A 19,560-nucleotide genomic window follows, 5' to 3' on the forward strand; every position below is an offset into this window, starting at 1 on the left:
GGTCGGACATGTCTGCTCCGAAAGTGGGGAGGGGATGGGTGGCAGGCCGTTCTGGGGACGCGGCGGATCCGCCGAGAGACTGTCGTACCCGCAGCCGCCCCGCAACCCCGTCGCGCCCCGGCGGCGGGACGAACCGCGTGGATGGCTGTCCGGATGCCGCCCGCCGTACGCCGATCGCTCAAAATCAGTGATTGTTTACCCGACTTCTGCGCACACGAGATGAGCGAAACTGGGCTAGGCTGCGGACCATGTGTGGAATCGTGGGTTACGCCGGCTCCCGCCCGGCGCTCGGCATCGTGCTCGACGGACTGCGGCGGCTGGAGTACCGCGGCTACGACTCGGCCGGCGTGGCGATCGTCTGCGACGACGAGCTGCTGACCGAGAAGAAGGCCGGCAAGCTGGCCAACCTGGAGAAGGTCCTCTCCGAGCGGGCCGCCGACGACCCCGAGGGCTGCGCCGCGAGCCCGATCGGCATCGGTGACGGCACCACCGGGATCGGGCACACCCGCTGGGCCACCCACGGCGGCCCGACCGACCGCAACGCCCACCCGCACCAGTCGCCCGACGGCCGGGTCGCGGTGATCCACAACGGCATCATCGAGAACTTCGCGAAGCTCCGTGCCGAGCTGGAGGCCGACGGGGTCACCTTCACCAGCGACACCGACACCGAGTGCGCGGCCCACCTGCTCGCCCACGCGCTGGCCAACCTGCGCGCCGCCGGCGAGGCCGACAACCCGCAACTGCTCGCCTCGGCCATGCGGATGGTCTGCCAGCGGCTCGAGGGCGCCTTCACGCTGCTCGCCGTCGACGCCGGCATCCCCGGCGCGGTGGTCGGCGCCCGGCGCAACTCGCCGCTGGTCGTCGGCCGTGGCGACGGGGAGAACTACCTGGCCAGCGACGTGGCCGCGTTCATCGAGCACACCCGGGACGCGGTCGAGCTGGGCCAGGACCAGATCGTCCTGATCACCGGCGACAGCATCGAGATCACGGACTTCACCGGCCAGCCCGCCACCGGCAAGGACTTCCACATCGACTGGGACTCCTCCGCTGCCGAGAAGGGCGGCTACGACTGGTTCATGCTGAAGGAGATCGAGGAGCAGCCGCAGGCGATCGCCGACACGCTGCTCGGCCGGCTCACCGAGACCGGCGAGATCGCCCTCGACGAGGTCCGCCTCAGCGACCAGGACCTCCGCGACGTCGACAAGATCTTCATCGTGGCGTGCGGCACCTCCTACCACGCCGGCCTGGTCGCCAAGTACGCCATCGAGCACTGGACCCGGATCCCCTGCGAGGTGGAGCTGGCCAGCGAGTTCCGCTACCGCGACCCGGTCCTCGACCGGTCCACGCTGATCGTGGTCATCTCGCAGTCCGGCGAGACCATGGACACCCTGATGGCGCTGCGCCACGCCAAGGAGCAGAAGGCCCGGGTGCTGGCGATCTGCAACACCAACGGTTCCACCATCCCGCGCGAGTCCGACGCGGTCCTCTACACCCACGGTGGGCCGGAGATCGCCGTCGCCTCGACCAAGGCGTTCCTCACCCAGGTGGTCGCCTGCTACCTGATCGGCCTGCACCTGGCCCAGGTGCGCGGCATCAAGTTCGCCGACGAGGTGGGCGCGGTCGTCGCCCAGCTCCAGGAGATGCCGGGCAAGCTGCGCGAGCTGCTGGACCGGATCGAGCCGGTGCGGGAGCTGGGCCGGGAGTTGAAGTCCGAGCCGACTGTGCTCTTCATCGGCCGGCACGTGGGCTACCCGGTGGCCCTGGAGGGTGCCCTGAAGCTCAAGGAACTGGCGTACATGCACGCCGAGGGCTTCGCCGCCGGCGAGCTGAAGCACGGCCCGATCTCCCTGATCGACGAGGGCACCCCGGTGATCTGCGTGGTGCCGTCTCCGGTGGGCCGGGGAATGCTGCACGACAAGGTCGTCTCCAACATCCAGGAGGTCCGCGCCCGGGGTGCCCGGACCATCGTGATCGCGGAGGAGGGCGACGAGGCGGTCGTCCGCTACGCCGACCACCTGATCTACGTGCCGCGTACGCCGACGCTGCTCGCTCCGCTGGTGACCACCGTGCCGCTCCAGGTACTCGCCGCCGAGATCGCCGCGGCCCGTGGGCACGACGTGGACCAGCCGCGCAACCTGGCGAAGTCGGTCACCGTCGAGTAACCGGAACCGACGCCCACCGGCCCCCCGGGCGGTCATGCGCCCGGGGACGGCACCGGACGACCGAGCACGATCCGGGCCATGCCGTCCAACGCCGGGTTGCCCGGTTCCCAGTAACCGGTGTGCCCGGCCCGGGCGCTGGGGAAGGTGCGACCGCCGAAGTCCGGGTCGGCCGGGTCGTGACCGAACCACAGCCGGTGGTCGTCGGGCCGCAGCAGCGAGACGGCGGTGGCCAGCGGCGACGTGGCGAGCACCGCCCGGCCGGCCAGTTGCCCCGGCGGCTCCACCAGCCGGATCACGTCGTCCGGGGCCGTGCTCGCCCAGACCCGCTCCGGCGGCAGGCGCAGCGCCTCGGCCCGGTCCACCCCGACCCCGGGGGAGCCGACGAAGACCAGGGCGTCGGCGGCCAGCCCGTGATCGCGCGCCGCGCCGCCCACCACCACCGAGCCGTAGCTGTGCCCGAGCACGGTCTGCCGCGCCGGCGGCCCGTCGTGGGTGGCGCGCAGTCCCTCCTGGAAGCGGTGCAGCCCCGGGCCGGCGTCCCGGGCCTGCGCCGACGAGGACGCCTCGGGCAGGAAATCCGGGGCGTCGTAGTCCAGCCAGAGCACCGCGGCGGTCTCCTCGCCCGGGGCGATGCCGGCGCACCGGTCGAGCACCCGCCCGGCCCGGCTCAGCTCTCCAGGAGCGTCGGCGAGGTCGCTGGTCATCCCCGGCACGTACGTCAGCACCTGCGCCGAGCGGTCGGGGTTGCCCAGCGCGACCACCGCCCGCCCGTCCCCGCGCTCGTCGAGCCCGAGCAGGTAGGCCCGCGGCGGTCCCGCCGCCAGCCGCCCGGCTATCCCGTCCAGGCCGGCCAGCGCCGCCTCGACCCGGCGCAACCCGGCCCGGTCGCCGGGCCAGCCGGGGAGGCGGGCCGACAGCTTCCGGCGGTCGGCTGACAGCGCGTCCCGGCGGTCGGCGAGCAGCAACCGGTTGGCCTGGTCCCGGGCGGCGGCCGGCACTCCGTCGAGGCGACCCACCCGGGCTGGCTCGTGCAGGACCAGCCACCGGCGCTGGGCCGGGCTCAGGCCCGCCCACCACACCCGGACCAGGGCGGGAGGGGATCCCGTCGCCGGCCGGCCGGGTGGCGGTGGCGCGACCCAGCCGGAGCGTGCGGCCGACGCCAGCTCGTCGAGGCGGCCGGCGGCCTCTCGGTCGGCGGCGTCGGCCAGCGCGAGCGCGCCCCGCACGTCCGCCGCCACCCGCGCCACGTCCGCCGCTGTGGCCACCGCCGGTTCGGCCCGGAGGACCCCAGCCTCGGGCCCGACCCACCGCCGCCCCGCCGAGCGGGACGGCGCCGGGACGGCACTGGCGACGCCGTGCCGGTCGACCTGCACCCCGGTGCGGTCCGCCAGCGCCACCGCCTCGGCCAGCCGGGCCTTCGCCGCGTGCAGCCGGGCGGCGAACTCGGCGAGCACCTGATCGGCCTCGACCAGCGCCGGCAGCACGCCAACCAGCTCCCCCCGCAGCTCGGTGAGTCGCCCGCCGGCCGCCGAGGCGGCCCCGCCCGACCAGCCGGTGCGCAGCCGGCCCGCCCGGGCGGCGAGCCCGTGGCAGCGCCGCCGCACCGGGCCGGCCAGCTCGCGCCAGGCCGCCGCGGCGTCGACCCAGTCCCTCGGCGCGGCCCGCCAGAGCTGCGCGTACCCGGTCATCGGGGCGGCGTGGCGAGCCGGTCGGCGGCCCGGTCGTCCACCGCCTCGTACGCGTCGGCGGCGGCGCGCAGGGCCTCGGCCGTCTCGGCCACCCGGGCGGCGAGCGACCCCTGCCAGGCGTGCACGGCCGACTCCAGGCTGGCCAGGGCGGCGGCGGCCCGCCACTGTGGTGCCGCCACGGTCAGCCCCGGCGGGCCGGCCAGCCGGTTCGCCAGCGCGTACGCCTCGTCGGCGAGCCCACCCGCCACCTCGCGCAGCACCTCCGGTCGTACCTCCAACGGCTCCACGCCACCCGCCTTTTTCCGTCCCGGCGAAACTCGACCGGGGGGACGCTAGGCGGCGCGAGGAGGCCGCCGGTAGGGGCTGTGGATGGCCGGCGGTGGCCGTACCTCCGGGTTTTCCACAGCCATTGCCCACAGCGCGGCCGACGGCTAATCTGCCGTCCGCCCGCCGGTAGGGTGGGCTCCGTGATCGTCGCGGTCGGTATCGATGTCGTGCTGGTGGACCGGTTCGCCCGGGCCCTGGCCCGCACGCCCCTGCTCGCCGACCGGCTCTTCACCGAGGCGGAGCGCTACACCGGCTCCGGCAATCCGCGCTCACCCGAGTCGATGGCCGCCCGGTTCGCCGCGAAGGAGGCGGTGGCCAAGGCACTGGGTGCCCCGGCCGGGCTGAGCTGGCACGACTGCGAGATCGTGCCGGACCCGGACGGCCGGCCGTGGCTGACCGTCTCCGGGACGGTCGCGGCCGCCGCCACCGAGCGCGGGATCAACCGCTGGCACCTGTCGCTCTCGCACGACGGCGGGATCGCCTCCGCGATGGTGGTCGCGGAACGCTGAACGTCCGGGCGGGCCGGCCGGCCCGCCGGCAGGCCGACGAGGGGACGCGGGTGGCATGAAACCGGTGTGGCGGGTCGCGGACGTACGCGCGGCGGAGACGAACCTGATGGCCACCCTTCCGCCCGGGACGCTGATGCGGCGGGCCGCCGCCGGTCTGGCCCGCCGCTGCGCACTGCTGCTCGGCGACCGGGGCGGGGTGTACGGCGGCCGGGTCCTGCTGCTCGTCGGCACCGGCGACAACGGCGGAGACACCCTGTTCGCGGGTGCCCACCTGGCCCGGCGCGGGGCCGCTGTCTCCGCGCTGCTGCTGAGTCCCGGCCGGGCGCACCCCGAAGGGCTCGCCGCGTTGCGCGCCGCCGGCGGCCGGCTCGTCGACCGGCCCCCCGCCACCGTCGATCTGGTGCTCGACGGCATCGTCGGCATCGGTGGCGCGGGGGGGCTGCGGGAGACCGCCGAGCAACTCGCGGCCAGCCTCGTGCGGCACCGGGGGCGCGACGGCGGCCGGGCCACCGTGGTGGCGGTGGACGTGCCGAGCGGCGTCGCCGTCGACACCGGGGGTGTGCCGCTGTCCGCCTCCGGCCGCCCCGCCGCGGTGCGCGCCGACGTGACGGTGACGTTCGGCGCGCTGAAGCCGGCCCTGGTGGTCGGCCCGGCGGCCCCGCTCGCCGGGCAGGTCGAGCTGGTCGACATCGGGCTCGGCCCGTGGCTGCGCGGCACCCCCGCGCTGCGGGTCACCGAGTGGTCGGACGTGGCCGGGTGGTGGCCGCGGCTCGGCCCGGCCTCGGAGAAGTACACCCGGGGCGTGGTCGGGGTGGCCACCGGTTCGCGGACGTATCCCGGGGCCGCGGTGCTGTCGGTCGGGGGCGCGCTCGCCGGCCCGACCGGCCTGGTCCGGTACGCCGGTGGGGCTCGGGAGGGAGTGGTGCGGCAGTACCCGTCGGTGATCGCCACCGACCAGGTCGCCGAGGCCGGCCGGGTGCAGGCCTGGGTCTGCGGCTCCGGCCTCGGCACCGGCGAGGAGGCGGCGGCCGGGTTGCGCGCCGTGCTGGCCGCCCCGGTGCCGGTGGTGCTGGACGCGGACGCGCTGACCCTGCTGGTGGACGGCTCGCTCGCCGACCGGCTGCGCAACCGGGACGCCCCGATCGTGGTGACCCCGCACGACCGGGAGTTCAGCCGGCTCTGCGGCGAGGAACCGGGCACCGACCGGGTCGCCGCCACGCTGCGGCTGGCCGCCTGGATGAACGCGACGGTCCTGCTCAAGGGGGACCGGACGGTGATCGGCACGCCGGATGGTCGGGCGTACGTCAACCCGACGGGGAGCCCGGCGCTGGCCACCGGGGGCACCGGCGACGTGCTGGCCGGGCTGCTCGGGTCGCTGCTCGCCGCCGGGCTGGCTGCGGAGCGGGCGGCTGCGACGGCCGCGTACCTGCACGGGCTGGCCGGGCGGGAGGCGGCCCGGGGCGGGCCGGTGACCGCGCCCGACGTGGTGGCCGCGCTGCGGTCGGTGGTCGCGCCGCTGCTGGATTGATTCGGAGCGCGGGGCCGACGTGCTCAGCCACTGGCCGGGACCGGCGGCGGGTGATCAATGGGCAAGTAGGCTGGGCGTATGTGGCAGGCCGAGGTGCGCGTCGATCTTGACGCGATCCGTGACAACGTGGCCCGGCTCCGGGCTGGCACCAGCGCCGAGTTGATGGCGGTGGTGAAGGGCGACGGGTACGGCCACGGCATGGTCCCGTCCGCCCGCGCCGCGCTCGACGCCGGGGCGGACTGGCTCGGCGTCTGCACCCTCGACGAGGCGCTCACCCTGCGCCGAGCCGGGATCACCGCACCGGTGCTGGCCTGGCTGCTCGACCCCGGGCTGGCGCTGCACGAGGGGGTGGCGGCGGGAGTCGACCTGGCCGCCGCCAGCCGGCCCCAACTCGACGAGATGATCGGGGCGAGCCGCCGCGCGGACCGTCCGGCCCGGCTGCACCTCAAGATCGACACCGGATTGTCACGGGGCGGCGCGACCGTCGCCGACTGGCCGGCCCTGCTGGACGCCGCCGCGAAGGCCCAGGCCGACGGCCTGGTCGAGGTGGTCGGCGTGTGGAGTCACTTCGTGTACGCCGACTCGCCCGGCCACCCCACCACGGACCGGCAGTTGGCCGTCTTCCACGAGGGGCTGGCCATGGTCGAGCGGTCCGGTCTGCGTCCGCGCTACCGGCACCTGGCCAACTCGGCGGCCACGCTGACCCGGCCCGACACCCACTTTGACCTGGTCCGTCCTGGGATCGCCGTGTACGGGCTGTCGCCGATCGCGGGGGAGCAGTTCGGGCTGCGCCCGGCGATGACCGCTCGGGCCCGGGTGATGCTGACCAAGCGGGTGCCGGCCGGCACCGGCATCTCCTACGGCCACATCTACACCACCGGCGACGAGGCGAACCTGGCGGTGGTGCCGCTCGGCTACGCCGACGGGGTGCCCCGGCACGCCTCCAACGTCGGGCCGGTGCAACTGGGTGGCCGGCGGCGCACCATCTCCGGCCGGGTCTGCATGGACCAGTTCGTGCTGGACTGCGGGTCGGACCCGGTGGCCGCCGGCGACGTGGCGACCCTCTTCGGCAGCGGCGTGGACGGCGAGCCCACCGCCGACGACTGGGCCGACGCGGTCGGCACCATCAACTACGAGATAGTCACCAGGTTCGGCGGGGTCCGGGTGCCCCGGGTCTACGACGGCGAGCTGGCACCGTGAGCGCGAGGAGTGAGCTGATCTTGCGAGCCCCGCAGTCGCGAACCAAGCTGGCACCGTGAGCGCGAGGAGTGAGCTGATCTTGCGAGCCCCGCAGTCGCGAACCAAGCTGGCACCATGACAGCGTCGCGCCGTTTCCGGGTGCCCCGTCCGCGTACCGCTGCCGGGAAGGTCGCCGGCACACTGGCCACCGTCGGCGTCGCCGCCGCCGGCCTGGCAGCCGGCGTCGCCACCGAGCGGGCGTTGGTCCGCCGGCTCAAGGCGGACCCCGCCGACCGGTACGCCGGCGAGGTCTTCGGCGAGCAGCCCTGCGACGAGGCATTCCGGCTGGAGCTGCCGGACGGCACCGACATACACGTCGAGGTGGTGGAGCCGACCCGGCCGGAGCCGGGGCACCCGACCGTGGTGCTGGTGCACGGCTTCTGCCTGGACATGGGGACGTTCCATTTCCAGCGCAAGATGCTCGCGGAGCGGGGCGACTACCGAATCGTCGCGTACGACCAGCCCGGGCACGGCCGCTCGGGCCGCCTGGAGAGCGGTGAGTACGACCTCGCCGCACTGGGCGACACCCTGCGGCGGGTGATCGACCGGACCATCCCGGAGGGGCCGCTGGTGCTGGTCGGCCACTCGATGGGCGGGATGACCATCATGGCCTTCGCCGAGCTGTATCCGGAGCTGTTCGGTGACCGGGTGGTCGGCACGGTGCTGATCGCCACCTCCGGCGGGGTGCTCGCCGAAACCAGGCTGGTCGCCCCGGCGCTGCTGGGGCGGGTCGGCGGGCCGGTGCTCCAGATGGTGAGCAACGCCACCCGGTACGGCGGCACGGTGATCGACAAGGCCCGCCAGTCGACGTCCAACATCGCCTGGCTGCTCACCCGCAGGTACGGCTTCGGCACGCCCAGGCCGAGCCCGGCCCTGGTGTCGTACGTGGAGCGGATGAACTCCCGGACGTCGGCCGACACGGTGACCCGCTACCTGCGTACGTTGGCCGCCCACTCGCGGTTCCCGGCGCTGGCCGCGCTCAACGGCGTCCCGGTGCTGGTGGTGGTCGGGGACAAGGACATGATCACTCCGGTCATCCACTCGGACGAGATCGTCCGCCGGCTGCCGCACGCCCGGTACGTCAAGATCGACGACAGTGGGCACGTGGTGATGCTGGAGCACGCCGACGAGGTCAACGCGGCGTTGGCCGAGTTCCTGGAGGCACTGTGAGCGCGAGGAGTGAGCCGGTTTTGCGAGCCCCGCAGTCGCGAGCCGAGGTGACGCTGTGAGCGCGAGGAGTGAGCCGGTTTTGCGAGCCCCGCAGTCGCGAGCCGAGGTGACGCTGTGAGCGCGAGGAGTGAGCCGGTTTTGCGAGCCCCGCAGTCGCGAGCCGAGAGGCCACAGTGAGCGTGACCGTCACGCTGCCGACGGTCGAGGAGACGCACGCCTTCGGTCGCCGGCTGGCGCGCCTGCTCCGAGCCGGTGACCTGCTTCTGCTCACCGGCCCGCTGGGGGCCGGCAAGACCGCGCTCACCCAGGGCATCGGCGCCGGGCTGGGGGTGCTCGGCGACATCACCTCCCCGACCTTCGTGATCGCCCGGGTGCACCGCCCGGATCCGGCCCGGGGCCGTGGCGTGGCGCTGGTGCACGCCGACGCGTACCGGCTGGGCGGTGCGAGCGACCCGCGCGCCGAGATCGACGACCTCGACCTGGACGCCTCCGTCGACGACTCGGTGACCGTGGTCGAGTGGGGTGAGGGGCTGGTCGAGCAGTTGGTCGACGCCCACCTGCGGGCGCGGATCGACCGACGGGAGGACGATACCCGCGTGGTGGAGTTGGAACCGGTTGGCGGCGACTGGGCGCAGCGCCTGGACACCCTGCGCCACGCCGGGCCGGTCACCTGACCCGCGCCCGGTCACGACGTCGGCGTCGGTCTCGGTGGGCAGGCCGCACAGCGCTGGGCCGCGAACACAGGCTGCGGCGTGCGCTGCCCTGCCGCCCCGGCGGTGTGGCGCTGTCGAGGGCGCGGGCCGTCGGGGCACCGGCCCGGGCGGTGGACGATCTGTCGGTGCCGGCTGGTAGGAAGTGGCGCACCGACTACGAAAGGTTGCCGATGCCCGACGACACCCCCGCCCTCGACCTGCTGGCGCTGCTGCCCGAGGAGTGGCGTGCCGTGCTCACCCCGCACCTCGACCCCGCCCGCACCGCGGCGCTGGCCGAGTTCGTCGCCCGGGAGTACGCCACGCAGACCGTCTTCCCGCCGCTGGAGGACCTCTTCGCCGCGTACCGGCTGTGCGGGCCGCAGCAGTGCCGGGTGCTGATCCTCGGGCAGGATCCCTATCACAAGGCCGGGCAGGCGCACGGGTTGAGCTTCAGCGTGCGCGAGGGGGTGGCGGTGCCGCCGTCGCTGCGTAACGTCTTCAAGGAGCTCGCCGACGACCTGGGCGTGCCGAAGCCGCGCGGTGGCAACCTGAGCGGCTGGGCGGCGCAGGGCGTGTTGCTGCTCAACTCGGTGCTCACCGTCCGCCAGGCCACTCCCGGCTCGCACGCGAACAAGGGGTGGGAGGAGTTCACCGACGCCACCATCCGCGCCCTCGACGTCCGCGACGAGCGGGTGGTCTTTCTGCTCTGGGGTGGGTACGCCCGCAGGAAGGCGGCTTTGGTCAGCAACCCGCGGCACGTGGTCCTGGAGGCCGGCCACCCGAGCCCGATGAACCCGCGCGGGTTCCTCGGCAGCCGGCCGTTCAGCGCGGCCAACAAGGCGCTCGCCGATGCCGGAATGCCCACTGTGGAGTGGGAGCGCAGCGCCGGCTGAGTTCGTGGGGTCACCGGGTCGTGACCGTCCGATGTAGCCTCTCCCCAGGGACAGGAGGGTGGCGAGTGGCGGCGACATTCACTCCTCAGCAGTGGCGGGCGGCGAGGACGGCGCTGGCGGAGCAGACGGAACGCTTCGCCGGCCTGATCGCCGTCACCCGTCCCGAGGTCCGCTGCACGGCCGACTGGTCGGTCGCCGACATGCTCGCCCACGTGGTCTCCCTTGCCTGGCTGTACGCCTGTCTGGTGGATCCGGAGCACCCGCCGCTGCCGGTCGCGGATCTCGAAGGCCAGCTGGCCGAGGTCACCGTCGACACCGTGGCCGACGCCAACGACGTGGTGCTGCGGCATCTCACCGAGCGTGACCCGGCGGTGCTGCTCGCCCGGCTGCGGGCCGACGTCGGGCACCTGCTGTCCCGGTGCGCCGACCGGAGCCCCGACGACACGGTGCCCTGGCTCGGTGCGGCTCGGGTGCCGCTCGCCGGGCTCTGCGCCCATCTGGTCAACGAGCTGTTGATACACGGCCACGACATCGCGCGGGCGGGCGGGCGCCGGTGGCGCCTGCCGGGTCGCGAGGCCGCCATGTTCCTGGAGCTCTTCCTGACCGGTGTGGTGCGCCACGGCTACGGTCGGCTGCTCGACGGCGGGGGGCCGCCGAGCGACCGACCGATCGTGGTGGAGTTCCGTTCGGCGTTCGCCGCCCCGCTGCGGCTGGTGCTGCACCGGGGGGTGATCTCGTTCGCCGCGCCGGATGCCCGCACCGACGTGCGGATCCACCACGACCCGGGCAGCCTCAACCTGATGATGTTCGGCCGGATCAGCCGGGCGCGGACGCTGCTCACCGGCGGGGTGCGGATCTCCGGATGGCGCCCCTGGCTGCTGCCGACCTTCCTGCGCACGTTCCGCACCCCGAGTTGACTGTGGGGCAACGGGTGGGGCGTCACCTGGGGTGACGGCAGGGCCGGCTAGGCTGGTCAATCGTGCTCGTACTGGTGGTGGACTCCTCGACGCCCGCGGTTACCGCGGCGCTGGTGGAGGTTTCGGCCGGCGGGGTCGCGCCACTGGCGCACCGGCGCACGGTCGATGCCCGCGCCCACGGCGAACTGCTCGCCCCGCAGGTGGACGCGGTGTTCGCCGAGGCCGACGTCCGGCCGCGTGACCTGGCCGCGATCGTCGCCGGACTCGGTCCCGGCCCGTTCACCGGGCTGCGGGTCGGGCTGGTCACCGCCGCCACCATGGGCCAGGTGCTCGGTGTTCCGACGTACGGCGTCTGCTCGCTGGACGGCATCGGCCACCCGGCGGCGGCCGGCGAGCCGGTCCTGGTCGCCAGCGACGCCCGCCGTCGCGAGGTGTACTGGGCGATCTACGACGGTGCCGGCCGGCGAATCGCCGGGCCGAACGTGGACGCCCCGGCGGTCGCCGCCGGACGGGCCCGCGAGCTGGCGGTCGCCGCCGCCGTGGGCGACGGCGCCCACCGGTACGCCGACGTGTTGGGTTTGCCGCTGCGGGCCGAGCCGCGCTACCCGGACGCGACCGCTTTGGCGGTGCTGGCCGCCGAGCGGATCCGGGCCGGTGCCCCGGGCGAGGCGCTCACCCCTCTCTACCTGCGCCGTCCGGACGCGGTGGCGGCGGCCACCCGCAAGCCGGTTCTACCGTGAGCGCGAGGAGTGAGCCGGGTTTGCGAGCCCCGCAGTCGCGAGCCGAGGTGACGCTGTGAGCGCGAGGAGTGAGCCGGGTTTGCGAGCCCCGCGGTCGCGAGCTGGGGTGGCAGGGTGAGCGCGAGGAGTGAGCCGGGTCCGCGAGCCCCGCGGTCGGCGGCCGGGGGGCCGCGGTGAGCGGGTCGATGCGCCTGGAGCGGTTCCGCTGGTGGCATGTCGACGAGGTGTTGCCGATCGAGGCGGACCTGTTCGGTGCCGAGCAGTGGTCCGCGTCGATGTTCTGGAACGAGCTGGCCAACGGGCACTGGTACCGGGTCGCCGTCGACGTCGACGGGACGCTGCTCGGCTACGCCGGGCTGGCCGTGCAGCCGGACGAGGCATGGGTGCAGAACATCGCGGTCCGGCGGGACGCGCAGCGGCGTGGTGTGGGCCGGGTTCTGCTGGAGGATCTGCTGGCTGAGGCGGCCCGCCGGGGCGTACGGACCGTCCTGCTGGAGGTGGCCGTGGACAACGCGCCCGCCCAGAAGCTCTACGCGACGTACGGCTTCGAGCCGATCGGCGTCCGTCGCGGCTACTACCAACCGAGCAACACCGACGCGCTGGTGATGCGGCGCGTCGCGCCGCCGACCGGGTACGGGATGGACGACTGATGGCTGACGAACCCCTGGTCCTGGGCATCGAGACCTCCTGCGACGAGACCGGTGTCGGGATCGTGCGCGGGCACACCCTGCTCGCCGACGCCCTGGCCTCCAGCGTCGACCAGCACGCCCGGTTCGGTGGGGTGGTGCCGGAGGTGGCCAGCCGGGCCCATCTGGAGGCGATCGTGCCGACGATGGACCGGGCACTGCGGGAGGCGGGGGTGACGATCTCGGACATCGATGCGATCGCGGTCACCTCCGGTCCCGGGCTGGCCGGTGCGCTGCTGGTCGGGGTGGCCGCCGCGAAGGGTTACGCGCTCGCCGCAGAGAAGCCGGTGTACGGGGTGAACCACCTCGCCGCGCACGTCGCCGTGGACACCCTGGAGCACGGTCCGCTGCCGGAGCCGGCGGTCGCGCTACTGGTCTCCGGCGGCCACTCGTCGCTGCTGCTGGTGGACGACCTGGCGCGCGGAGTGACGCCGCTGGGCGCCACCATCGACGACGCCGCCGGGGAGGCGTTCGACAAGGTGGCCCGGCTGCTCGGGCTCCCTTTCCCCGGTGGGCCCCACATCGACGGGCAGGCGCGGGCCGGCGACCCGGCGAAGATCGTCTTCCCGCGCGGGCTGACCGCACCGAAGGACCTGGCCGCCCACCGCTACGACTTCTCCTTCTCCGGCCTGAAGACGGCGGTGGCACGCTGGGTGGAGGCCCGGCAGCGCGCCGGTGAGCCGGTGCCGGTGGCCGACGTGGCCGCCTCCTTCCAGGAGGCGGTCTGCGACGTGCTGACCGCCAAGGCGCTGGACGCCTGCCGGGCGAACGGAATCGGGACGCTGGTCGTCGGCGGGGGAGTGGCCGCCAACTCGCGGCTGCGGGCGATGGCCGAGCAGCGGGCGGCGAAGCACGGCATCCGGGTGCGGGTACCCCGGCCGACGCTGTGCACGGACAACGGCGCGATGGTCGCGGCGCTCGGCTCGCACCTGGTCGCCGCCGGGGTGGCGCCGAGCCGGCTCGACCTGCCGGCGGACTCGGCCCTGCCGCTGACCACGGTCAGCGTGTGACGGGAGGGATGGCCGACATGATCGTCCGGATGTGGGAGGCGCGGGCGGAGCCCTACGGCTTCACCGACCTGATCACCTGGGTCTGCGAGACCGCGCTGCCGGAGTTGGAGCACGATCCGCTGCACGTGGTCAGCGAGGTCTTCTCCTCCACCGACCACCGGGTGGTGGTGATCTCGAAGTGGCGGAGCAGTCCACGACCGTTGCCGGACCCGCCGGCCATGCTGGTGGCGCGCCCCCCGCACTCGTGGGACTTCACGCAGATCGACCGCTGACGGGCACAGCCAGCAGGGGCCGGGAGCGTCGTGCTCCCGGCCCCTGTCGCGTACGCGGTGGTCAGGTGCGGCGCATGATCCGCCAGGTGGTCCATCCGCCGACGCCGAGCGCGGCGAGGAAGACCACCCAGACGATGGTGGTGCCGACGCTGACCGTCGGGGCGAGCGGCGCACCGGCCTGGGCGGCGGCGACGAGCGAGTCGCTCTGCGCGGGCGGAATGGCGGCCGGGGGCATCTGGTTCCAGCGGACCAGGCCGGTGCTCTCCAGCATCGCCATGTGGTCGGTGACGAACTTGTTGGCGTCGTCGGCGAGCTTGCGGACGGTGGCGTCCCGGGTGGCGGCGCGGACCGCGCCGATCACCGGGAAGATCTTGCCGTGGGCGATCCGGAGCCGGGTGACGAAGATCTGGTCGAACTGGGCGCCGTTGGCCTCCTGCATCTCACCCAGCCACCCCTTCTGCTCGGCGGTGGCGTCCGAGGGCAGGAGCGCGCCGAGTTTGTTGGCGGCCTCGACGCAGAGCAGGTCGAGCTGCTCGTGCTGGCGGGCGATCTCCGCGCCGATCTCCCGGACCCGGGGCGACTGTCCCCTTTCGGCTGCCATCACTCCGGCCGGCATCTCCCACAGTCCCGCCAGCCGGACGCCGGTGAGCAGCGCCATGTCGGCGGCGTTGAGTTGTGCGGCGGGAGCGGCCACGGCCACGCCGGGCAGGGCGAAGAGCCCGGCCACGAGCGTGACGAACAGCACCGCCACCCGGTGGGTCCGGTGCCCTGGCCGACGACGAGCGGATTCCAGCGGTGCCATGCTGCGGTGCCTCCTCGGTCCGGGCCGTGCGTGTTGTGCCGGGCAGCTCAATCCGCCGGCTGCCCGCGACCACTGGTACGGATCACCGGCCGGAAGAGTTCATTTGGATCGGGAACCCGCCAGTGAAGGCCGCGGGGTGCGCAGCCGAGGGCTCAGCCGACGTCGAGGGGGTCGGCGAGGAGCCGTTCGAAGGCCAGCTCGGCCGCGCCGACCAGCGGCGCGTCGTCGCCGAGCTTGGGGGTGCGCAGCCGCACGTGTTCCAGGCAGGCGGGGAGCCCGACGTGGTTGAGCCGGCTGCGGACCTGGGCGGCGGCGGCGAGGTAGAGGTCGCGCATGGTGCCGCCGAAGATGACCATCTCCGGATTGAAGATGTTGACCAGGTTGCCGACGCCGAAGCCGAGCCAGTCGCCGGCCTGGCGTACCGCCGTCTGGGCGCGGGCGTCTCCCCGGTCGGCGGCTTCGAAGACGGCCAGCAGCGACTCCCGGCCCCGGGCCTCGATGCGACCGGTGGCGCGTAGCAGGCCGTGCTCGCCGATCTCCGTTTCCCAGCAGCCGCGGGAGCCGCACTCGCAGCGAGCCCCGTCCCGGGCCACCACCATGTGACCGACCTCCCCGCCGTACCCGCCGTGGCCGGTCAGCCGGCGTCCGCCGGCGATGATGCCGGCCCCGACGCCCACGTCGCCGTACAGGTAGATGACGTTGTCGCAGCCGGCGGCGACCCCCCGGGCGTGTTCGGCGAAGACCGCCACGTCGGCGACGTTGCCGACCGTGACCGGCACGTCGATGCCGAGCGTGTCGGCGAGTGTCGCGCCGAGCGGCTCGTCCGCCCAGCCGGTGGTGGGGCCGAGCCGGACCAGGCCGTCGGCCCGGCGGACCATGCCGCAGACGGCCACGCCGGCACCCACGCAGAGGGTGTCCGCGGTGACCCGATCGTGCATCTCCTTGAGCGCGCCGGCCAGCAGCGGCGCGGTCTCCGCGGCGTCCATGCCGCGCGGCCGGTCCAGGTCCCGGCGGTCGAGCACCTCACCGCCGAGACCGACCCGCGCGGCTCGCAGCCGGTCCACCTCGATCGAGGACGCGTACGCGTAGACCCGGGCCGACTCTGGCCGGACGACCAGCGACGGTCGCCCGGCCCGGCCGGTCTCCTTCGGTGTCCCTTCGCTGACCAGCCCGGCGCCGGCCAGGTCGGCGGTCAGCGCGCCGATGGTGCTGCGGTTGAGCCCGAGGGTGGTGGTGAGTTCCGCGCGGGTGGTCGCGCCGTGCACGTGCACGTGACGCAGCAGCGCTCCGAGGTTCTGCCGCCGGATCTCGTCCTGGCTCGGTCCCACCCGCATGTTCTGGTACCCCGTGTCCCCGTCGGTCGGCGTACGCCGCAGGTCAACGGCTGCCGCTGGCGGCGGAACGCCGTCGGGACAGCGCGTCCACGCTGGCCGCGAGGAGCAGCACCACGCCCGTCACCACGTATTTGACTCCCGAGCTGTAACCCATCAGGCCCATGCCGTTGTCGATGACGGCGACCACGGCACCACCGAGCACCGCGTCGAGGACGCGGCCCTTGCCGCCGAAGAGGCTGGTGCCGCCGATCACCGCCGCGCCGACGGCGTAGAGCAGTACGTTACTGCCACCGGTGTTCGGGTCGACCGAGTTGGCCCGGCTCGCGGCCACGATGCCGCCGACGGCGGCCATCGAGGAGCAGATCACGAAGACCGAGATGCGGATCCGGTCCACGTTGACGCCGGCCCGGCGCGCGGCCTCCTTGTTGCCGCCGACGGCGTACACGTGTCGGCCGTAGCTGGTGCGCTGTAGCACGAAGGTCCAGACGACCAGCAGCACCGCGATGATCGGCACCACGATCGGCACGCCCCTGAGCGAGGTGAACAGGACGTTGCGGCTGCGCTCCAGGTTGAGGATGTAGACCGCGACGCCGAGGACGACGGCCAGCGTGCCGATCCGGGCGGCCACCACCGCGAGCGGGTCGGTGAGCAGGCCGCGGGCGACCCGGTTGCGGTGCCGGAGCAACTGCACGGCGGCGTACCCGAGAACGGCGGCGGCGGTCAGGGCCCAGCCCAGCGTGGGGGGGAGGTTGCGGTTGGCGATGGCCACCAGCGTCGCGTCACGCACCGAGATGTTGGCGCCCTCCTTCATCAGCATCAGCACGATGCCCTGAAAGGCGAGGAACCCGGCCAGGGTGACCACGAAGGACGGAATGCCGACCTTGGCGACCAGCACGCCGAGCACGGTGCCGATCATCACGCCGGTGGCGATCGCGGCGAGCACCGCCACGTACCAGGGGTAACCCAGCACGGTGACGACGTTGGCCAGGACGGCGGCGCAGACGCCGCTGGCGAAGCCGGCCGACAGGTCGATCTCACCCAGCAGCAGGACGAAGACCAGGCCCATCGCGATCAGGGTGATCGCCGCGCCCTGGGTGAACAGGTTGGCGAAGTTGCCGGCGGTGAGGAACGACGGGCGCATCACCGCGAATACCGCGCAGAGCACGATCAGGCCGAGCACGGCCGGCAGGGCGCCGATGTCGCCGCCGCGTACCCGGCTGACGTAGTTGCGGACGTGACTGCCGACCGTCGGCTCCGGCGCGACGGCGGCCGGGCCTTGCTTCTTCACGGCGGTGGTGGTCATCGGACGGCTCCCGAGGTGGTGTCGGTGGACCCCGTGGCGTTGCCGGCGCTGCCCGCACCCGCCTCGGCGAGGCCGAGGTTGCCGGAGCGGCCGGCGGTGATCAGCTCGACCACCTGCGAGTGGGTGATGTCGGTGGCCTTCACCTGCGCGACCATCTGGCCCAGGTAGAGCGCGGCGATCCGGTCGGAGACGGCGAAGACGTCGTTCATGTTGTGCGAGATGAGCACCACGGCCAGGCCCCGGTCGGCGAGCCGGCGGACCAGTTCCAGCACCTGGGCGGTCTGTGCGACGCCGAGCGCGGCGGTCGGCTCGTCGAGGATGACCAGCTTGCTGTTCCAGAGCACCGCCTTGGCGATGGCCACGGTCTGGCGCTGGCCGCCGGAGAGGCTGGAGACGTGCTGGCGCAGCGACTTCACCGTACGGACGCTCAGCCCGGCGAGCGTCTCGGCGGCCATCTGCTCCATGGTGGGTTCGTCGAGCACGATCCCGCTGCGCTTCTCCCGGCCGAGGAACATGTTCTGCACGATGTCGAGGTTGTCGCAGAGCGCGAGGTCCTGGTAGACGACCTCGATGCCGAGCGCGGCGGCGTCGCGCGGGCTGTTGATGCTCACCGGGCGGCCCTCGAAGAGGAACTCGCCGCTGTCGGTGGGGTAGATGCCGCTGATGCACTTGACCAGGGTCGACTTGCCTGCGCCGTTGTCGCCCACGAGGGCGGTCACCTCGCCGGGGTGGGCGGCGAAGGCGACGTCGCGGAGCACCTGGACGGGACCGAAGCTCTTGTCGATCCCGCGTAGTTCCAGCAGGGGGGTCGCGGACACGGGGGTCTCCTTTGCGCGGAGGGGAACTCTCGGAGCCCGTCCGGTGGCGGGGCGCCGCCCGGCACGGTTGTCACCGTTGCCGGGCGGCGCCGCCGGTGAGCGGGTGGGACGCGTACGGGTCAGTTGATGCCGGCGTCGGCGCAGAGCTTGGCGTACTCGCCGGCGCAGACCTCGTCCTTGGTGACGAAGCCGTCCGCGATGACGTCGGAGACGTTCTCCTTGTAGATGGCCTTCGGGGTGAGCAGGACGGCGGCCACGTCACGGCCACCCTCCGGGTCCGTGACCGTCTGACCGGTCTCCTTCTTGTCACCCTTGGCCAGCGCGATGGCCAGATCCGCGGCGGCCTTCGCCTCCTCCTTGATCGCCTTGTAGACGGTCATGCACTGGTCGCCGGCGAGGATGTTCTGCAGGCCCTGCGGGGTGGCGTCCTGGCCGGTCACCGGGACCTTGCCGTTGAGCTTGTTCTTCTTCAGCACCGAGATGACCGCGTTGCCGAGGCCGTCGTTGGCGGCGAGCACACCGTCGATCTTGCCGCCGGCCTTGGTGAGCTGCTGCTCGAAGATCGTGGCGGCCTGGGTGTTGTCCCAGTCCGGCACGGAGTCGTCGGCGACCTTGGTGTAGTCCTTCGAGTCGAACTTCGGCTTGAGCACCGAGTCGTACCCGTTCTTGAACAGGGTGGCGTTGTTGTCGGTCGGCGAGCCGTTGAGGTAGGCGATCGCCGGGTTCTTGACGCCCTTGTCGGTCAGGCACTTGACCAGGCCCTCGCCCTGCAGCTTGCCGACGGCCTCGTTGTCGAAGCTGACGTAGTACTGCGCGGAGCCGCCGAGGGTGAGGCGGTCGTAGTCGATGGTGGCGACGCCCTGCGACTTGGCCTTGTCGAGGACGGCCTTGCCGGTGCCGGAGTCCAGGTTGACGATCATCAGGGCGGTGACGCCGTTGGTGATCATCTGGTCGGCGATGGTCTGGAAGGCGTTCTTGTCGCCCTGCGCGTTCTGGATGTCGTAGTCGACACCCGCGGCCTTGAACGCCTCCTCCAGGAACTTGCGGTCCGCGCCCTCCCACCGGGCGGAGGACTTGCTGTCCGGGAGGATCACGCCGATCTTCGGCTTCGTGTCGTTGCCGCCGGCCGCGGTGCTGTCGGAGTTGTCGCCGCAGGCGGCCATGCCGCCGGTGGCCAGCAGGCCCACGGTGGCGAAGGTGAGGAAGCCCTTGCGCATCTGCACGGGTCCTTTCGGGGGTGGGGGAGTGGTTGCGAATGTTTTGTTGTGTCCGGCAACGTATTCCCGCTCACACGACGCTCGCAAGACTGTCGAGGTCGGAAGTTTGTTGGCGGCGGTAACAATTCAGCAACGCGCTCGTTACGCTCCGGACATTCCCCAACAAGCACTCACCGTCACCCCTCACTTCCGTTGCGTCGATCGCGAGGCTGGCGATGCAGTCGGTCGTGGCTCTGGCAGCCAACTTCGTGAT

The 19,560-nt window shown here is 73.2% G+C and carries 19 protein-coding genes and 1 pseudogene; 12 read left to right on the forward strand and 8 right to left on the reverse strand.

The window, feature by feature from the left end:
* Positions 1-248 precede the first annotated feature (248 nt).
* Positions 249-2,162, forward strand: a complete 1,914-nt coding sequence (glmS, locus tag E1193_RS19590; protein ID WP_132184641.1) for a glutamine--fructose-6-phosphate transaminase (isomerizing) — start codon at positions 249-251, stop codon at positions 2,160-2,162.
* A 32-nt stretch (positions 2,163-2,194) separates the two neighbouring features.
* Here the strand turns inward: glmS and E1193_RS19595 are convergent, their stop codons facing one another.
* Entirely contained in the window at positions 2,195-3,850 is a 1,656-nt protein-coding gene (locus E1193_RS19595; RefSeq protein ID WP_132184642.1) for an alpha/beta hydrolase, read from the reverse strand.
* A complete protein-coding gene (locus tag E1193_RS19600; protein WP_132184643.1) occupies positions 3,847-4,137 on the reverse strand; it encodes a type VII secretion target in 291 nt (96 codons plus the stop codon). The genes E1193_RS19595 and E1193_RS19600 overlap by 4 nt, the downstream gene beginning before the upstream one ends.
* Positions 4,138-4,317: 180 nt before the next feature.
* Between E1193_RS19600 and E1193_RS19605 the strand changes: the two genes are divergently transcribed.
* The 11 genes and pseudogenes from E1193_RS19605 to E1193_RS19655 all read left to right on the forward strand — a co-directional run bounded on the left by E1193_RS19605 (position 4,318) and on the right by E1193_RS19655 (position 13,833).
* On the forward strand, positions 4,318-4,686 hold the full coding sequence (locus tag E1193_RS19605; RefSeq protein WP_132184644.1) for a holo-ACP synthase: 369 nt from the start codon (positions 4,318-4,320) through the stop codon (positions 4,684-4,686).
* A 55-nt stretch (positions 4,687-4,741) separates the two neighbouring features.
* Positions 4,742-6,215, forward strand: a pseudogene (locus E1193_RS19610) (NAD(P)H-hydrate dehydratase); the annotation flags it as partial.
* A 77-nt stretch (positions 6,216-6,292) separates the two neighbouring features.
* Positions 6,293-7,414: an alanine racemase gene (alr, locus tag E1193_RS19615; RefSeq protein WP_132184646.1), complete on the forward strand. Its 1,122-nt coding sequence runs from the start codon at positions 6,293-6,295 to the stop codon at positions 7,412-7,414.
* A gap of 114 nt (positions 7,415-7,528) precedes the next feature.
* The gene (locus E1193_RS19620; RefSeq protein ID WP_132184647.1) at positions 7,529-8,623 is read left to right on the forward strand and encodes an alpha/beta hydrolase; all 1,095 of its coding nucleotides are present in this window, start codon (positions 7,529-7,531) and stop codon (positions 8,621-8,623) included.
* Positions 8,624-8,796: 173 nt separating this feature from the next.
* Positions 8,797-9,297 (forward strand): tRNA (adenosine(37)-N6)-threonylcarbamoyltransferase complex ATPase subunit type 1 TsaE, encoded by a 501-nt coding sequence (tsaE, locus tag E1193_RS19625; protein WP_132184648.1) that lies wholly within the window; start codon positions 8,797-8,799, stop codon positions 9,295-9,297.
* A gap of 209 nt (positions 9,298-9,506) precedes the next feature.
* Complete coding sequence (ung, locus tag E1193_RS19630; protein ID WP_132184649.1) at positions 9,507-10,208, forward strand: uracil-DNA glycosylase; 702 nt, start codon at positions 9,507-9,509, stop codon at positions 10,206-10,208.
* Positions 10,209-10,273: 65 nt separating this feature from the next.
* Complete coding sequence (locus tag E1193_RS19635; RefSeq protein WP_132184650.1) at positions 10,274-11,125, forward strand: maleylpyruvate isomerase family mycothiol-dependent enzyme; 852 nt, start codon at positions 10,274-10,276, stop codon at positions 11,123-11,125.
* A 62-nt stretch (positions 11,126-11,187) separates the two neighbouring features.
* A complete protein-coding gene (gene tsaB, locus E1193_RS19640) occupies positions 11,188-11,865 on the forward strand; it encodes a tRNA (adenosine(37)-N6)-threonylcarbamoyltransferase complex dimerization subunit type 1 TsaB (protein WP_132184651.1) in 678 nt (225 codons plus the stop codon).
* Positions 11,866-12,050: 185 nt separating this feature from the next.
* Positions 12,051-12,515, forward strand: a complete 465-nt coding sequence (gene rimI, locus E1193_RS19645) for a ribosomal protein S18-alanine N-acetyltransferase (protein WP_132184658.1) — start codon at positions 12,051-12,053, stop codon at positions 12,513-12,515.
* A complete protein-coding gene (tsaD, locus tag E1193_RS19650; RefSeq protein WP_132184652.1) occupies positions 12,515-13,561 on the forward strand; it encodes a tRNA (adenosine(37)-N6)-threonylcarbamoyltransferase complex transferase subunit TsaD in 1,047 nt (348 codons plus the stop codon). The genes rimI and tsaD overlap by 1 nt, the downstream gene beginning before the upstream one ends.
* Before the next feature lie 17 nt (positions 13,562-13,578).
* Positions 13,579-13,833: a hypothetical protein gene (locus E1193_RS19655; protein ID WP_132184659.1), complete on the forward strand. Its 255-nt coding sequence runs from the start codon at positions 13,579-13,581 to the stop codon at positions 13,831-13,833.
* Positions 13,834-13,894: 61 nt separating this feature from the next.
* Here the strand turns inward: E1193_RS19655 and E1193_RS19660 are convergent, their stop codons facing one another.
* From E1193_RS19660 to E1193_RS32540, 6 genes are all read right to left on the reverse strand, one after another.
* Positions 13,895-14,635 carry a DUF4142 domain-containing protein gene (locus tag E1193_RS19660; RefSeq protein ID WP_132184653.1) on the reverse strand — a complete coding sequence of 247 codons (741 nt, stop codon included), beginning with the start codon at positions 14,633-14,635 and terminating at the stop codon, positions 13,895-13,897.
* A gap of 152 nt (positions 14,636-14,787) precedes the next feature.
* Positions 14,788-15,969 (reverse strand): ROK family protein, encoded by a 1,182-nt coding sequence (locus E1193_RS19665; protein ID WP_132184654.1) that lies wholly within the window; start codon positions 15,967-15,969, stop codon positions 14,788-14,790.
* Between the two features lie 43 nt (positions 15,970-16,012).
* Positions 16,013-17,272: an ABC transporter permease gene (locus E1193_RS19670; protein WP_132184655.1), complete on the reverse strand. Its 1,260-nt coding sequence runs from the start codon at positions 17,270-17,272 to the stop codon at positions 16,013-16,015.
* Positions 17,269-18,090, reverse strand: a complete 822-nt coding sequence (locus E1193_RS19675; protein WP_132184656.1) for an ATP-binding cassette domain-containing protein — start codon at positions 18,088-18,090, stop codon at positions 17,269-17,271. The genes E1193_RS19670 and E1193_RS19675 overlap by 4 nt, the downstream gene beginning before the upstream one ends.
* 119 nt (positions 18,091-18,209) lie before the next feature.
* The gene (locus E1193_RS19680; protein WP_132184657.1) at positions 18,210-19,307 is read right to left on the reverse strand and encodes a substrate-binding domain-containing protein; all 1,098 of its coding nucleotides are present in this window, start codon (positions 19,305-19,307) and stop codon (positions 18,210-18,212) included.
* A 70-nt stretch (positions 19,308-19,377) separates the two neighbouring features.
* The coding region (locus E1193_RS32540; protein ID WP_207922768.1) for a hypothetical protein at positions 19,378-19,560 on the reverse strand (183 nt) is incomplete at its 5' end.

The sequence above is a fragment of the Micromonospora sp. KC606 genome, assembly GCF_004348675.1.
In the GTDB taxonomy this organism is placed as follows: domain Bacteria; phylum Actinomycetota; class Actinomycetes; order Mycobacteriales; family Micromonosporaceae; genus Micromonospora.